The 14,521-nt window shown below is 53.3% G+C and carries 13 protein-coding genes; 8 read left to right on the top strand and 5 right to left on the bottom strand.

Annotation, left to right across the window (positions count from 1 at the left end; genetic code table 11):
• Positions 1-19 precede the first annotated feature (19 nt).
• Together BMX45_RS06790 and BMX45_RS06785 are read left to right on the top strand one after the other, a co-directional pair.
• On the top strand, positions 20-988 hold the full coding sequence (locus BMX45_RS06790; protein ID WP_090909050.1) for a type I phosphomannose isomerase catalytic subunit: 969 nt from the start codon (positions 20-22) through the stop codon (positions 986-988).
• A 55-nt stretch (positions 989-1,043) separates the two neighbouring features.
• A complete protein-coding gene (locus BMX45_RS06785; RefSeq protein WP_009589359.1) occupies positions 1,044-2,009 on the top strand; it encodes an alpha/beta hydrolase in 966 nt (321 codons plus the stop codon).
• Positions 2,010-2,152: 143 nt separating this feature from the next.
• On the opposite strand, the gene BMX45_RS31250 is transcribed toward BMX45_RS06785, so the two are convergent.
• The 3 genes from BMX45_RS31250 to recQ form a co-directional block, all read right to left on the bottom strand.
• The gene (locus BMX45_RS31250; protein ID WP_009589329.1) at positions 2,153-2,329 is read right to left on the bottom strand and encodes a hypothetical protein; all 177 of its coding nucleotides are present in this window, start codon (positions 2,327-2,329) and stop codon (positions 2,153-2,155) included.
• 211 nt (positions 2,330-2,540) lie between these two features.
• Positions 2,541-4,313, bottom strand: a complete 1,773-nt coding sequence (locus BMX45_RS06780) for a B12-binding domain-containing radical SAM protein (protein ID WP_090909049.1) — start codon at positions 4,311-4,313, stop codon at positions 2,541-2,543.
• A 113-nt stretch (positions 4,314-4,426) separates the two neighbouring features.
• Positions 4,427-6,310, bottom strand: a complete 1,884-nt coding sequence (gene recQ / locus BMX45_RS06775) for a DNA helicase RecQ (RefSeq protein ID WP_090909048.1) — start codon at positions 6,308-6,310, stop codon at positions 4,427-4,429.
• Positions 6,311-6,498: 188 nt separating this feature from the next.
• Here recQ and BMX45_RS06770 point away from each other — a divergent pair, with 188 nt between their 5' ends.
• The 5 genes from BMX45_RS06770 to BMX45_RS06750 all read left to right on the top strand — a co-directional run bounded on the left by BMX45_RS06770 (position 6,499) and on the right by BMX45_RS06750 (position 12,258).
• Positions 6,499-7,284 carry a helix-turn-helix transcriptional regulator gene (locus BMX45_RS06770; RefSeq protein ID WP_090909047.1) on the top strand — a complete coding sequence of 262 codons (786 nt, stop codon included), beginning with the start codon at positions 6,499-6,501 and terminating at the stop codon, positions 7,282-7,284.
• An 88-nt stretch (positions 7,285-7,372) separates the two neighbouring features.
• On the top strand, positions 7,373-7,831 hold the full coding sequence (locus tag BMX45_RS06765) for an SRPBCC family protein (protein WP_090909046.1): 459 nt from the start codon (positions 7,373-7,375) through the stop codon (positions 7,829-7,831).
• 30 nt (positions 7,832-7,861) lie between these two features.
• Entirely contained in the window at positions 7,862-8,224 is a 363-nt protein-coding gene (locus BMX45_RS06760) for a VOC family protein (protein WP_090909045.1), read from the top strand.
• A 316-nt stretch (positions 8,225-8,540) separates the two neighbouring features.
• Complete coding sequence (gene speD, locus BMX45_RS06755; RefSeq protein ID WP_090909044.1) at positions 8,541-9,356, top strand: adenosylmethionine decarboxylase; 816 nt, start codon at positions 8,541-8,543, stop codon at positions 9,354-9,356.
• A gap of 325 nt (positions 9,357-9,681) precedes the next feature.
• Positions 9,682-12,258 (top strand): rhamnogalacturonan lyase, encoded by a 2,577-nt coding sequence (locus BMX45_RS06750; protein WP_175495054.1) that lies wholly within the window; start codon positions 9,682-9,684, stop codon positions 12,256-12,258.
• Positions 12,259-12,346: 88 nt separating this feature from the next.
• Here the strand turns inward: BMX45_RS06750 and BMX45_RS06745 are convergent, their stop codons facing one another.
• Both BMX45_RS06745 and BMX45_RS06740 read right to left on the bottom strand, forming a co-directional pair.
• On the bottom strand, positions 12,347-13,153 hold the full coding sequence (locus tag BMX45_RS06745) for an MBL fold metallo-hydrolase (RefSeq protein WP_090909043.1): 807 nt from the start codon (positions 13,151-13,153) through the stop codon (positions 12,347-12,349).
• Positions 13,154-13,176: 23 nt separating this feature from the next.
• Entirely contained in the window at positions 13,177-13,782 is a 606-nt protein-coding gene (locus BMX45_RS06740) for a winged helix-turn-helix domain-containing protein (RefSeq protein WP_090909533.1), read from the bottom strand.
• A gap of 205 nt (positions 13,783-13,987) precedes the next feature.
• On the opposite strand from BMX45_RS06740, the gene BMX45_RS06735 reads away from it, so the two are divergent.
• Entirely contained in the window at positions 13,988-14,503 is a 516-nt protein-coding gene (locus tag BMX45_RS06735; RefSeq protein ID WP_090909042.1) for a hypothetical protein, read from the top strand.
• Positions 14,504-14,521: the final 18 nt, after the last annotated feature.

The following is a 14,521-nucleotide window of genomic DNA, read 5'->3' as shown; positions in this document are numbered from 1 at the left end:
TGAAAGGTAGATGATTACAATGACAAAACCATATCCATTGTTGTTCCAGCCTGAATTTAAAGAACGCGTGTGGGGAGGCCGGGCACTAGAGCAGTTTGGCTTGGATCTTCCTGAAGGACATATCGGGGAAGGCTGGATGATCGCTGACCATCCAAACGGCACGACCAGCATCGTGAACGGCGAGCTTGCCGGACGCGGCCTGGATGAGGTCCGGGAGCAATTCGGACGGGAATGGTTCGGAAGCAAAGGATTCTCCGAGGTTAACGGACGTTTTCCGCTCCTGATCAAGCTGCTTGACTGCAATGACAACCTCTCCGTTCAGGTCCATCCGACCGATGACTACGAAGGGCTTCCGAAGGGCGAGCTTGGCAAAACCGAAATGTGGTATGTGCTGGATGCTAAACCGGACGCCAAAATCATCTACGGCCTGAAAGAAGGCGTGAACCGGGAAACCTTGAAGGAAGCCATGGAAAACGGCACCGTTATGGACCAGCTTCAAGAAGTGCCCGTAAAAGCCGGAGATACGTTCTACATACCTGCAGGAACCGTGCATGCGCTCTGCGCGGGCGTTGTGGTGGCGGAAATCCAGCAAAACTCGGATACGACCTACCGGATTTTCGATTATAATCGACCGGGCCTTGACGGTAAGCCGCGCGAGCTTCATATCGAAGATTCCTTGAACGTGACGGCCTATGAAGGATCGGGCGCAACCACCATGAGCACGGAAGGAACGGCGCCGGGAGAATGGCTTGAGCTTGCCAAATCCCCGTATTTCGTCGTGGAAAAAGGCGTCGTGAGCGGTGCATGGTCCTTGTCCACTTCCGCGGAAAGCTTCACGATCGTGGTTGTATGCGACGGCCAAGGAACCCTCAGCTGGGATAACGGCTCCATCGATTACACGTCAGGGCAGTGCTTCCTGCTGCCTGCGAATCTGGGGGCCTATACATTGGACGGGCAATCCACGGTTCTGCGTTCATATTTGCCTTAAACAGGGTATAAATAAATGATATAAACCATTCGTTCTTGTGGAGGTGCCAGCCCTAATGATGCAAACCGACACGTTTACGATGCTGAATACGCAGGGTATGCATGTTTTTGTATATGAATGGCTGCCCGGCCCGGATGATCCCGTTCGTGCCATTGTGCAAATCGCGCATGGCATGTGCGAAACCGGCAAGCGCTACGAGGAGCTTGCCGAATTGCTCACGGAGCACGGCTATGCCGTATACTGCAACGACCACCGTGGCCATGGGCTAACGGCCGGGCTTACGCATCTCGGCGATGCCGGGGAAGACGGTTTTGAAGGAATGATTGAAGACCAGCTGCTTCTTGCTGCCGAGCTCAAGAAGCGCCATGACGGCGTTCCGCATTATTTGATGGGGCACAGCATGGGATCCTTTTTGACGCAAAAAATCATCTGTTCGGACGGTGAATTATTCGACGGATTCATCCTATCAGGCACCAACGGTCCCCAGGGACTACTGACGTTCGGCATGAGCTTGGCGGCTGCACAAATGCGCCTGCAAGGAAACACGCACCGGAGCCTGATGCTGAACGCCCTGGTCTTCGGTCCTTACAACAAAGGATTCGGTCCTATTCGCACGCCTTTCGATTGGCTATCCCGGGATGAAGCCGAAGTGGATAAGTATATCAACGACCCATACTGCGGCAAGGTGTGCACCGCTCGCTTCTTTCGTGATTTCTTCAAGCTGCTGTCACAGATCCACCAGCCTCAATTGATGAAATGTCTTCCGAAGGATAAACCTGTCTATATTTTCTCGGGCGAGGATGATCCGGTCGGACACCGCGGCAAAGGCGTGCGGCGGTTGATCGAATTGTACCGGAAGCATGGCGTTCAGGACCTCGAATACCGTTTGTATCCGGGCGGCCGCCACGAAATGCTGCACGAGACCAACCGTGCCGATGTGGCAGCCGATGTGCTCGACTGGCTCGAACGGCACACCTCCGGCTCGGACAATGTACCGCAAGAATCGATACGAGTGATGTAACAAAGCGTGATGCCACAACACATAAAAGGGATGCCCCGGTTTTTTTGAAAATCCAGGGCATCCCTTTTATTATGCTGCTAAGCAGTTCGTTAGTGTATACAGAACCTTTGACATTGGCAGCGTAAAGGCTCAATCGAAGCACCTTACTCTTCATCGCTCGGCGTGCGATCGATGATCAATTGCGTGACCTCGGTGTACTCTCCATGCGCTACCTCGTCCTCGGTAGCCTCTTCGCGCAGATCGTCATTGGTTTCCATGCCCGGTGCGATGGTCGGCTCATCAGACGAAAGCTGTTCTTGCCCCTTCCGATTGTCGCTCATAACATCCCCTCCTCATCGGTTGATGCCAATTAGAATACCGATGCCGGGGCTGTTTTATTCCGGAAACGCCTTTAGATAGACGTTATGATCGCAAAAGGGTCGTTAAAGAGCGGGCCGCCAGTTCCTGGCAGCGGAAATTAGGCAATTACGCCAAAACAACCAGTCCGTGTCACAACCAATCTTGGAAAAGACTTGTCCCTCGTATCCCCTATTATGCCTGCGTCGCTAACTCCAAAGGCATCGTGTAGTACTGGGGCTGCCCTGTTTCGTTCTGCTGGTACAATACCAGCAGCATCGTGGCGTGCACCGCATGGTCCGGATAGCCCGTACCTCCTTGAATGGCATCGTCGAGGTTGAATGGCAGCACCTCGATCATCGCATGCTTCTGAAGATCGCGCTCCGTGATCCCAAGATCGGCGAAATCGGCGGATAGTGCCGCGGGGTCTTCCACGATTTTGCGAACATTGGCGTTCCACTGCGCTTTGTCTTGGGCATGATCCCACCATATTTTGCGCGGTTTGTATTTATGGCCCAGGAAATAATCAAACTTCATCAGACCGGAGACCACGTTCATGTTCGGCGTGTTCCGAAACTCCAGGAAGGCTGTTAACCGCGTAAACAGGTCCTCGAGCTGATGGCCGATTTTTTGCCAGTCCTGTCCTTCCCAGTAGTCGCCAAATTCTTGGAAGAAATCGAACGGCGACGTAAACTCATGCTTCATCAAATAATTGAGGGTGTGGTCCATTCGGTGGGCATTCCAATACTTCTCCAGCACGTCCTCCAGTCTCTTCAACCGGACGATATCCGAGAACGGAAGCACGTCGCTGCCAAGGATCTCATACGGAGCATGGTCCATGTAGATGTAGTTATACTTGTCCGCATCGATCCGCAGCCCGGTTCCCCGCAGCATCTTCAGGAAGCCTAACTGCAGTTCCTCGGGTCCAAGGGCAAACACGTCGTTAAACGTTTTGCGGAACGTATTGTAATCCTCCTCCGGAAGCCCTGCGATCAAATCCAAATGCTGGTCGATCTTGCGGCTCTCCTTGATCATCGTCACCGTGCGCGACAGCTTGGTGAAATTCTGGCGGCGCTTCACCAGCTCGTTGGTCGGATCATTCGTGGACTGCACGCCGATTTCAAACCGGAAAATGCCGGGAGGCGCATGGTTCGCCAAATATTCCAGGACCTCCGGACGCATGATATCCGCCGTGATCTCAAACTGGAATACGCAGCCGCCATGGTTCTCGATCAGAAATTCGAACATTTCAAGCGCATAATCCCGCTTAATATTAAACGTCCGATCCACGAATTTGATCAATTTGGCCCCGTTCTCGATCAGGTAGAGAATGTCCGCCTTGGTCCGTTCAATGTCGTAATAGCGAACCCCCACCTCGATGCTCGACAGGCAGAACTGGCAGCTGAAGGGACAGCCCCGGCTGGTCTCGAAATAGACGACCCGCTTCCCGAGATGTGGGATATCCTCCGGAAAACGATGCGGGGAAGGCAGCTCGGCCAGGATGCTCTTCGGTCTTCCCGGGTTCACGATAATTTCGTCCTGCTTGCGGTATGCCACGCCATACACAAAATGGAATTTCCTGTCCCCTTCGATCGTTTGCAGCAAGTGATGGAAGGTCTCCTCGCCCTCGCCCATGACGATAAAATCGACATGGTGCAGCCGCTTCATCCAATATTCCGTGTCGTAGGACACCTCGGGCCCGCCCAGTATGATCGTGACCTCCGGCATAATCTTCTTCACAATATCGATCACTTTAATCGTTTCTTCGATATTCCATATATAACACGAGAATCCAATCACATCCGGCTTGCGCTGGAACAGGTCGGAGACGATATTCATCACGGGGTCCTTGATCGTGTACTCCGTCAGTTCGATATCGAAATCCTTCTCGCTGTATGCCTTCAGGCAGCGAATGGCCAAGGAGGTATGAATGTACTTGGCATTCAAGGTTGATAGTATGACTTTCATGGTAGGGCCCACTTTCCTTCTACATAATGTTATTTATTACCTAACGGTACCGAACGCTTTTATCCTGAGTGATAAAACGGGAATACGCCATAAGTTCCGCCTGACATGCAAGCCTATTCTTCATAATCATATAAATCGTCACCGTCATTCGACGCGCCCTGGCCATTCAGGAAAAACTCAAGGAACGGACGTCCGTATTTACGGAATTTCACTTCACCGACCCCTTTGACGTTCAGCATCTCATCCTCGCTCTGCGGGCAGACCACGCTCATCTCGCGCAGCGTTGCATCGTTAAAAATGATGTAGGACGGCACATGCTCCTTGCTTGCCAGCTCGCGCCGAATCAAGCGCAGCTGCTCAAACACCGTCTCGTTAACGGCAGACGGCGAGTAGTCGCGGCGGCTGCCGCTGCGCTGGCTGCCTGCAGCCTTGGAAGGCCGCGGAACGCGCTGCATCACTTCGCGCTGGCCCTTTAACACGTCGGCCGCCTCGCTTTGAAGTTTCACGACGGGATATTGGCCTTCGGTCAGCCCCAGGAACCCTTCCGAGATGAGCACATTGATCGTCTCGGATATTTCCTTCTCCGTCCGGTTCGACATGACGCCATAGGTTGGAAGCCGGTCAAAGCCATATTCCAGTACCTTTTTCGCCCGCGAGCCCTTCAGCACGGAGGCGATCATCGACACGCCAAAGCGCTCGCGCATCCGGTGAATGCAGGAGAAGATTTTCTGGGCATCCACCGTGATATCCACCAGCTCCCGGTCGTCCGTGCAGGAGCTGCACGTACCGCAGGGCTTGTCCTCGTGTTCTTCCCCGAAATAATCCAGCATCGCGCTGCGCAGGCACCTTGTGGTGTAACAGTAATCGATCATCTGCTGCAGCTTTCGATAGTCATTCTGCTTCCGCTCGCCCTCCTGGGGGTTCTGTTCGATCAGAAATTTCTGCGTCATGATATCCTGGGCGCTGAACAGCAGGATGCACTGGCTGGGCTCTCCGTCCCGCCCGGCGCGGCCGGCTTCCTGGACGTAAGACTCCATATTTTTCGGCATATTGTAGTGGATGACGTACCGAACGTTGGATTTATCGATCCCCATGCCGAACGCATTCGTTGCGACAATGACGCGAATATCGTCATACAGGAAGGCCTCCTGGCTGTCCGCTCGCTCCGCATCACTCATGCCGGCATGATAACGTCCGGCAAGAAGCCCCTTCGCCTGCAGGCGCTGGCATAAATCATCCACCTCTTTCCGGGTGGCAGCATAGATGATGCCTGGCTGGTGGGTATGCGAGGCCGCATAATCCAGCACGAACTCCCGTTTGTTCTCGCCCCGAAGCACCGACATTTCCAGATTGTCGCGTCCAAGTCCCGTCACGAATACCTGCGGCTGCTCCAGTCGAAGCAGGCGCTGCATGTCCTCCATAACCTCCGGCGTAGCCGTCGCCGTAAAGGCCGCGACAATCGGGCGGTTCGGCAGCCCCTTCACGAAAGGAGCCACGGAGAGATAGCTGGTCCGAAAATCATGACCCCACTGGGATACGCAGTGCGCTTCGTCGACAGCAACGATCGAAATGTCGAGGCCTGCCATCTCCTCACGGAACCAATCCAGCTCAAGCCGTTCCGGTGCGACATATAACAGCTTCAAGTCACCGCGCTTGGCCGCGCGTATGCGCTCGTTCACTTCCTTGCCGCTGAGCGTGCTGTTGATATAAGCCGCCGCCACGCCCGCCGTTGTAAGTGCATCCACCTGATCCTTCATCAGGGAGATCAGAGGCGATACGACCAACGTCAAGCCTGGGCTGAGGAGTGCCGGGATCTGATAACAGATGGATTTGCCCCCGCCCGTCGGCATAATCCCGAGCGTATCCTGGCCGGTTAGCAGGCTCGCGACGATTTTCTTCTGTCCGTCCCGAAAATCGGGATAGCCGTAATATTTTTGCAGGTATTCCCGCGCTGTGTCCATATTCATCGATTCTCTATCATTTGTTTCCACATTCATGGATATAAACTCCTTATTTCACCTTGGTTTTCCGTTTTAGAAAGCCCTCATCCTTTAAGTTTAACGGCCTTTCCATGAATGGGCAACCGAATCGGGGAAGGAAATTGCATTCGACGAGCAGAATTTCATAAATGTGGAAATATGTCTCCTGTCTTGTAGAGCCATTAAAACGAAGTTGGTGATCCCTAATGAACGATGATCATGCCGAAGCCGTGCGGCAAACCATTCAATATATGAAGGAGCATCTGGACGAGCCGATGACAACCGAGCTGCTCGCCGATCTCGCGGGGTACAGCCCCTACCATTTCTCCAGGATATTCAAGCGGGTAACCGGCATTCCCGTCAGGCAGTACCTGTCCGCCCTCCGGGTCGAATCGGGCAAAACCGAGCTCCTTCAAAGCCCCTCCCTGCTTGTGAAAATCGGAATGAACATCGGTTTGGTAAGTCCGGGGACCTTCAACACTCGCTTTAAGCAGCTTGTCGGCCTGTCTCCGAAGAAGTTCCGCTCCAACACCGAGTCCCTTCATCGTTATGTGAATCAATATGAGCATAAACCGTTAGCCTGGGCAAGGGAAGAATCGCAGGCTTTGCCCCGGATCCGCTGCCGGATCGAAGCTCCCGAGGCGTTCCGCGGCATGATTTATGTCGGTCTGTTCCCAAGGCCCGTGCCCGATCAGAAGCCCGTAACCGGTACGGCCGTCAACCTCAAGAATCGGACCTGCACCTTAACCGGCATGCCGGCCGGCACGTATTACGTGCTGGCCGCGGGCATCCCCTGGAGCCTCAATCCAAAGGATTATTTTCTGCTGGACAAATCCCTGCGCGGCAAACTGGAGGAGCCTGTCCATATCGACAGGGGAACCGATCTTGACGTGAAGATTGCCTTACGTGAGCCTCTGCCCCATGACCCGCCGATTGTGGTTAACCTGCCGCTGCTCTTGTTTGAGAAGGATCGGAATAACAGCGCAAGGTAGAAGAATTTTCGATGTACTTGTCCATTTATAATGGAACGGCAAGAAGAGTTGTCTGGAACAATCAGCGCTATATAATGGAGGAATATACATGACCATTATTCAAGAAACCGTCATTCAGGCCGATGTGCAGCTCCTGTGGCGAGCATGGACCGAGTCCGCAAGGATAACCGAGTGGTTTGCGCCGGCTGCGGAAATCGAGCCGAGAGCGGGCGGAAAATTCGAGCTGTATTTTAACCCCGCCGATCGCGAATCGATGTGCACCGCCGGGTGTACCATTTTGCGGTATGACGAGCCACGCGTGCTTGTTTTTGAATGGAAGGGACCCGATCCCTTCGCGGAAACGATGAATCAAGGCGAGCTGACAGCGGTTATGGTTGCCTTTTCCCCTGAGGCGGACGGCACGAGAATTACCCTGGAGCATACAGGCTGGAAGGATTCCGAAGCGTCCCGGCAAGCCCGGGAGTGGCATATCGATGCGTGGAAGGGGATGCTGGCCAGCTTGAAATCTAATATCGAATCCGGGAACGGGATTCTGTGCTGCAAGTAAAACAAACCATGAGCGGAGGAGTGCGAGCATATGCCAAACCTATGCGTTCTATCGATCAATGTAAGCGATATACAGCAAGCCAAACAGTTTTACTGCGACATTCTGGGATTCGAAATCTCGAGGGTTTATGATGATCAGATCGTCAGCTTGAAGCATGAGGGCATGTCCCTCGTTCTGCAGAAATGCGACCGTCCAACGAATACGGAATACCCGCATGAGGCACAGGTGATCATCGGAATCGAGACCCCGGATGTAAACGAAGCCATTGCGAACTACAAATCGAAGGGCGTCGACGTCATCTTCGATACGCCCAAGCCGTGCCCTCCCGGGCTGTACAGCGCCATCCGCGACCCGTTTGGCAATGTGATCGAGCTGCTGGAATTTACGGAGTAATCCATCCGTTTCGCAGCATCAAAGTTCAAGCATATGAAGTGAATCCATATAAACGCCAGAGGGATAAGCTGCATGCAGCAGATGTCGTTCTGATAGATAAGGCCAGCCGGAGAAATCCGGTTGGCCTTTTTGGGGTTTGGGAGCCGCCGCTGCTTCCCCTCCGGTATTCCTCCGCCTCTGTTAACGTTGAACCCGATCCGGGTAAGAACATAGTAATGCTGCTTCGGAAGGCGGAGCATGGACAGATTAGGAATCGACGGTTTCGGAGATAATATGTACTCGAACTGATATATTAACTACACAAGGGGAAATTCATATGGATATGACACCAGAACAACGCGTGACCCTGCATGGGTTCAACAACTTGACGAAATCGCTCAGCTTTAATATGTATGACGTCTGCTATACGAAGACCCGGGAAGAACGGGAAGCGTACTTTGAATATATTGATGAGCAGTACAACGCCGATCGGCTGACGAAAATATTGAGCCATGTGGCCGAAATCATCGGCGCGCATGTCCTGAACATTGCCAAGCAGGATTATATCCCGCAGGGCGCCAGCGTGACGGTGCTAGTCTCCGAGGGCCCCGTCGTGGAGGTGCCGGAGGAATCCTATGACGAATCGCCGGGGCCGCTGCCGGATAACGTGGTCCTCCAGCTGGACAAGAGCCATATTACCGTCCATACGTATCCGGAATTCCATCCGGACGAGGGCATCAGCACCTTCCGGGCCGATATCGACGTGTCGACCTGCGGGGAAATCTCACCGCTCAAAGCCCTGAACTACCTGATCCACTCCTTCGATACGGATATTATGACGATAGACTATAAAATCCGGGGATTCACGAGGGATATTCATGGACACAAGCTGTTTATCGACCATGAGATCAGCTCCATCCAGAACTATATTCCGGACGAAGCCAAGGAGCTGTTCGATATGATCGACGTCAACGTATATCAGGAGAACATCTTTCATACCAAGTGCAAGCTGAAGCAGTTCGATCTGGACAACTATCTGTTCGGTTACACGAAGGATAAGCTGTCCGAGGCCGAACAGCAGGAAATCACCGAACGCATCAATCTGGAGATGGACGAGATTTATTACGGCAAGAACATGGACCGGAGTTACTGAATGGCTTGCTACCCTGCGGCGGCCATTCTTTTCTTGCATGTCCTTCATGCGAGCAAGCAAACAGGCCGGGCTCCCAGGAGCCCGGCCTGTTTGGCTTCTATAGCTTTACCCTAGAAATCGACTTTCGGGATTAGAATTCACTCTGTTTTTTAAATCAAATGGCCTGTTTTTTGTATGTTGTCATTCACCCAGGTTCCATACAATGAAAGTGATTTACTTATTACCCCATTCCAACCAGAAAGGAGGAGTCGCACAGCCATTTGTGAAATCGCATACGGAATGCTGCACGCCAGCATCCGAACCACAAGGAGAAAGGTGGCTGAACATGAAGAATGGAAGTAAACTCGGCTTGCATCGCAAGCTGTTGGCAGCGGCTCTTACGCTCCCCATGATCATCACAGGGAGCATCGAGTCGTTAGCGGCGCCCTCGCATCAAGCGGCAAGCAGCACGCAGCAAGGCGCCACTAACACCAGCCGGATTCAGCTGGAGTATTTGGATAGGGGGATCGTATCGGCCTCCACTTCAGAAGGCAACTTTCTGAGCTGGCGATTGCTTGCCGGAGAAGTAACCGGATATGGCGAAACGGGGCTTACCGGTCCGACCTTTCATGTCTATCGGGACGGCACCCAGATTGCCGTCGTCGAAAACAGCACTAATTACCTGGACCGATCCGGCAAGTCATCATCCTCCTATTACGTATCTGCCGTCGTTAATGGAAAAGAGGTCGACCAGAGCCTCACCTCCACTCCCTGGTCCTCCCCCTATTACGATCTGAAGCTAAACAAGCCGGATGGCGGAGTCACCCCGGCCGGGGAGCCTTATACTTACTCTGCCAATGACGCCAGCGTCGGCGATGTGGACGGCGATGGGCAGTACGAGCTTTTTGTCAAATGGGACCCTTCCAACTCCAAGGACGTTTCCCAAATCGGGTATACCGGCAACACGTACATTGACTGTTATACACTGGAGGGCATCCTGCTGTACCGGATCGACCTCGGCGTCAACATCCGTTCCGGCGCCCACTATACGCAGTTCATGGTGTATGACTTTGACGGGGACGGCAAAGCGGAAATGATGCTCAAAACGGCACCGGGCACCAAGATTCTTCGCTATGATCCAGCCGGCAACATGATCTCCCAGAGATACATCACGCTGCTGCCCGAGGATATGAAGGCCGGATATTCCAATCAGGACGATTACCGGCTGAGCAAATCCGGCAACTACGAGCACATGGTAAACCTGTTCATGAACTGGCATCAGCATGAAGAGGTCGTAAGCGGCCGCTGGCCGGCCACGCTCGAAGAAAGCTTCGGCATCGATAAGAAGTACCATTATCCGTTATCCCGTACCGATGCCGAAAGCCTGGTCGATCACTTCATGGACACCTATGCGCCGCAGCGAAGCGCCCGCAACAATCTCCGGTCATTCGAAGGGTTCATCTTGGATGGTCCGGAATATCTCAGCGTATTTGAAGGCGCATCCGGCAAAGAGCTCGAGACGATCCGGTATAAACCCGGCAGGCATGACGACGGTCTCATGTGGGGCGATTATGCCATGGCCCGGATCGAACCCGGCAATCGCGTGGATCGCTTCCTTGCCGCCGTTGCTTACCTTGACGGGGAACAACCCTTTGCCGTATTCGCCCGCGGTTATTACACCCGATCCACACTCGTATCCTACAAGTGGGATGGCCGGCGCTTAAGCGAGCATTGGGTTGTGGACAGCGGCTGGACCCCGATGACCAATCCGTTTAACGACAGTCCGCATGGCCGGGACGGGACCGATGCCGCATTCGGTACGTTAACGACGCAAGGGGCCCACTCGTTAAGCGCGGCTGACGTCGACGGCGACGGTAAACAGGAAATCGTCTACGGTTCGGCAACGATTGACCATGACGGCACGCTGCTGTACAGCTCCATGGATGTGCTCCCTCCTCAAAGCGCGGATCCGGGAGCGATGGCCCGCCTTGGTCATGGGGACGCCATGCACGTCACCGACATCGATCCGGATCGGCCGGGTCTTGAGATTTTCATGGTTCATGAAGGCGGTGCCTACGCCCCTTACGGCTATTCCCTCCGTGATGCGGCAACAGGCGTGCTCCTCTACGGCGGCTATACCGGAAAAGACACCGGACGCGGCATGATCGGCGATATCGATCCCGATCAGCGGGGACTCGAAACATGGGCCGTCGGCACGTGGTCTGCAGATGGAGAACAGCTCTCTACGACCATGCCGGGCACAAACATGAACATCAAATGGTCTGCGGATATGACCACCCAGATCGTGAATGGTAACTTGGATCAGACACCGGTCATCGAAAGCTGGCGCAACGGGACGTTGCTAACTGCAGAAGGCACGCGCGCCAATAACGGGACGAAGGGAAATCCTGCCCTCGTCGCCGATCTCTTCGGGGATTGGAGAGAGGAACTGGTGGTCCGGACCACGGACAGCTCGGCCCTCCGGATTTACCTGAGCACCGAGGTCACCGACCGTAAGCTCTATACACTCATGCATGATCCGCAGTATCGGGTCGAGGTTGCCAGACAAAATACAACGTATAACCAGCCCTCTTACACCAGCTTTTATTTCGCATCCGATACGGATTTCTCGGAGGTTCCTATCCCCGTTTATCAATCCCCGGGCATGCTGAACGTGCTGGATCAACTGGTGAGCGAGTATTCCCGCTCAGGGGACCTGGCTAACCCGCTGCTGTCCCGGTTGCGCAATGCCTTGAAACAGGCAGAGCATCACATGAGCAAGGGCTCTAGGGAACAGGCGCTCAAATTTTTAAATACATTCGTTTCTCAGCTGGAGGAGCATAAGAAACCCGGTGCGATATCGGATAGAGCCCGGATGAACTTGTCCTATCAGGCATGGACGCTCATCAGCATGTGGAAATAGCTTAATCGCCTAAAGACAATTCCTAACCTAAAAGCCGCCTTCCGGATGCCAGTTGCTGATCCGGAGGCGGCTTTGTTTCATGGCAATATTAGAATTGAACCGAAAATCCGTTGAACCGGTGAATGCCCGTTCCAAATCGGACAAGGTCTTTTTCCCGGAGCTCCTGCACGGCTTCTTTCACCACGTCCAGCCATGCCGGGTCCAGTCCAAGCGTATTATGAGAACCGAAGATCCGATTTACGCCTTCGATATTCGCGATCCGCTCCAGCGAATTAACGAGATCTCCGGGACTTGTCGTCGGGTAGAAGGCATATACCGGCGTCTCATCATACAGCAAATCGCCAGTGAACAAGTACCCGCGGTTGGGTTCAAATACCGCAATATGTCCGGGCGAATGGCCCGGCGTATGGTAGATGTCCAGACTTCGCCCGCCAAGCTCGATGACGTCCCCATCCCGAAGCAGGCCGGTCGGCTGCCCCCGATAAGGGGTGTACGCTGCCGGATCGAAGGAAGCCGGTACGGGTCTCGTAATATCGCGCGATATATCCTTGCGGATTTGCTCAATCGAAAGCTTTTTAATGCCGCTGACCAGCCAATCCTCTTCAGCCTCATGCACATAGATCTCCCCGTACTGCCCGTGACTGCCGATATGATCTGCGTGAACATGCGTGGTCAGTACCATGATAGGCAAATCCGTCAGCTGATCGGTCATCCGCCGCATGTCGTCGATGCCAAGGCCCGTATCGATCAATGCGGCACGCTCGTCCCCTATCAACAGAAACGAATGCACCTTCTCCCAATGCCCGTACTCACTGATGGCAAACGTGCCCTCATCCAGCTGCGATACCGTAAACCACGCATCATCGATCACGATGGTATATTGATTATTGTCCATATGTATGTATCCCCCGTCCAGGATTATCGAATGGTGATATTCTCATGATCATCTTGGAATGCTATCAACGACATATAATAGCTCTTCTCCTCCTCAGAAAGTGAGCTTCTGCCGGATTCGGCGCCTTCCATCGTGAAGTGTTTATCCAGAAGCCCCTTGAATTCTTCCACAAAAGCATGGAAGCTTTCCTGCGTTGCACGAAAGCGGTAGGTTTCCGCAAGATTTTTCCTGTGGTGCTCACTCGTACTGTCCAGTGCAAAAGAAGAAGCCGGGGCAGTCTCGATTTTGGCCCGCGTTACATCAAGCGTCTCCATGAATACCTGTCTTGAGGTTTCCACCAAATCCAGGCTTGGCAGCAAATGATCCTCTGGAATGAAGCGGCTTGCAACGGCACGATAGTATTTCTGCACGATACCGTTCTTCTCTTCCTTCCTGACCACATGGATGATGCCATGCTTCTCCAGCTCCTTGAGATGAAAGTAAATATTGTTCCGCGTGATGCCGAGCATCTCGGCCAGCTGCTGTCCGGTGTAGGCATCCTTCACCAGATTCATCAGCATTTTGGTGCGGAGAGGATCCGCAATCGCTTTGAGCTGCTCATGGGTTTGAATTTTATAGACGCCAGTCATTTTCATTTTAACACCTCCATACATTTTACCGGTAAATTAATTTTTACTGTTATTGGATTTCATCCTACCATGACTTTGATCTATCGGTCAATTCTGACGCAGGTCTCCGGCTTATCAGACGAGCCATTCCCCTTCGCCTGGCGGCTGTGATATAGTATCCACAATCGTCTATTACGACATTATGTTCATCAAAGGATGTGCCTCCATGTTTGACCCGACTATATTCGAAAATCTAAAGGTTGGCATCGAGAATGCGGTATATGACCTCGACAATCTCGATGACATCATCCGCGTTACCGACCGGAAGGACCTCCTGGACATGGCGACCTTGTCCAGAAGTTTTAGCCTCCGGTTCGAGCTGGTTCAGCAATCCGGTGCTTCAGCCGAAATTTGCCTGGAGACCGGGCTGCGGGATTTGGCGGCCGAAATTTTGGAAATTCCGGAAGAACAGCCGGGCTGCGAGCTGAAGCTCCGCTTTCATAAAAACATTGCCGATCCTGCCTACTCGTGCCCGGTTATCGCGCAGATTATTAAAGAGATATGGAATCCCGAGCTCCCGCCGGTGCAAACGATACGCTACGCCTACGGCGACGATGCGGTTCCCATCCATGACACGATCGAGCTTCGCTTTCCCCGCAAAATCAACGAAGAGCAAATGGAAGACATTCCGAATATCACGGAGTTCATGCTCCGTACGCTGGCTGAATTAAACCGGATCTAGCTACCCTGCTTTCTGTCT

The sequence above is a fragment of the Paenibacillus sp. cl141a genome, assembly GCF_900109305.1.
Classification (GTDB): Bacteria; Bacillota; Bacilli; order Paenibacillales; family Paenibacillaceae; genus Paenibacillus_AQ; species Paenibacillus_AQ lautus_A.
Note: the sequence above shows the minus strand (reverse complement) of the source record. Positions and strands in the feature narration are given on the sequence as shown.